1 pseudogene is annotated in these 721 nt (G+C 71.0%); it reads left to right on the top strand.

What is annotated here, in order from left to right:
* A pseudogene (locus ABD879_RS32750) lies at positions 1-708 on the top strand (IS5 family transposase); the annotation flags it as partial.
* Positions 709-721 lie beyond the last annotated feature (13 nt).

The following is a 721-nucleotide window of genomic DNA, read 5'->3' as shown; positions in this document are numbered from 1 at the left end:
GCCCGACCGGTACGGCAACTGGAAGACCGTGTACGAGCGGTACCGGCGGTGGGCCGCCGACGGCACCTTCGACCGCATCCTGACCCACGTGCAGGTCCACGACGACTCGGTCGGCCGCATCGACTGGACCGTCAGTGTCGATTCGACCACCGTGCGGGCGCACCAGCACGCCGCCGGCGCCCGCAAAAAGGGGGATCGGAGGGGACGAACCGGGCATCCGGGCAGGCGCTCGGGCGGTCACGGGGCGGCCTGACCACCAAGATCCACCTGGCGGTCGACGGGCGGGGCCTGCCGTTGTCGGTCGTGCTCACACCCGGCAACGTCAACGACTGCACCGCTTTCCCCAAGGTGCTGTCGCAGATCGCGGTGCCGCGCAGTGGTCCGGGGCGTCCGCGGTGCCGGCCTGATCGGGTGATCGCCGACAAGGCCTACAGCTCGGCGGCGATCCGCCGGTCGCTGCGGCGCCGTGGGATCGCCGCGACCATTCCCGAACGCGCCGACCAGCAGGCCGGGCGGACCCGCCGCGGCTCGCGTGGCGGACGCCCGCCGGCGTTCGATCCGGTCGTCCACCGGCGCCGCAACGTGGTCGAACGTTGCATCAACCGGCTCAAGCAATGGCGTGGGATCGCCACCCGGTTCGACAAACTCGCCCGCAACTTCCGGGCGGCGATCGTGCTGGTCACCGCCTTGTTCTGGATCAACGCATGATCCACCGGACACG

Source organism: Actinomadura keratinilytica (assembly GCF_039539665.1).
Taxonomy (GTDB): domain Bacteria; phylum Actinomycetota; class Actinomycetes; order Streptosporangiales; family Streptosporangiaceae; genus Spirillospora; species Spirillospora keratinilytica.
The sequence above is the reverse complement of the archived record's forward strand: the minus strand, read 5'-3'. Positions and strand labels throughout refer to the sequence as shown.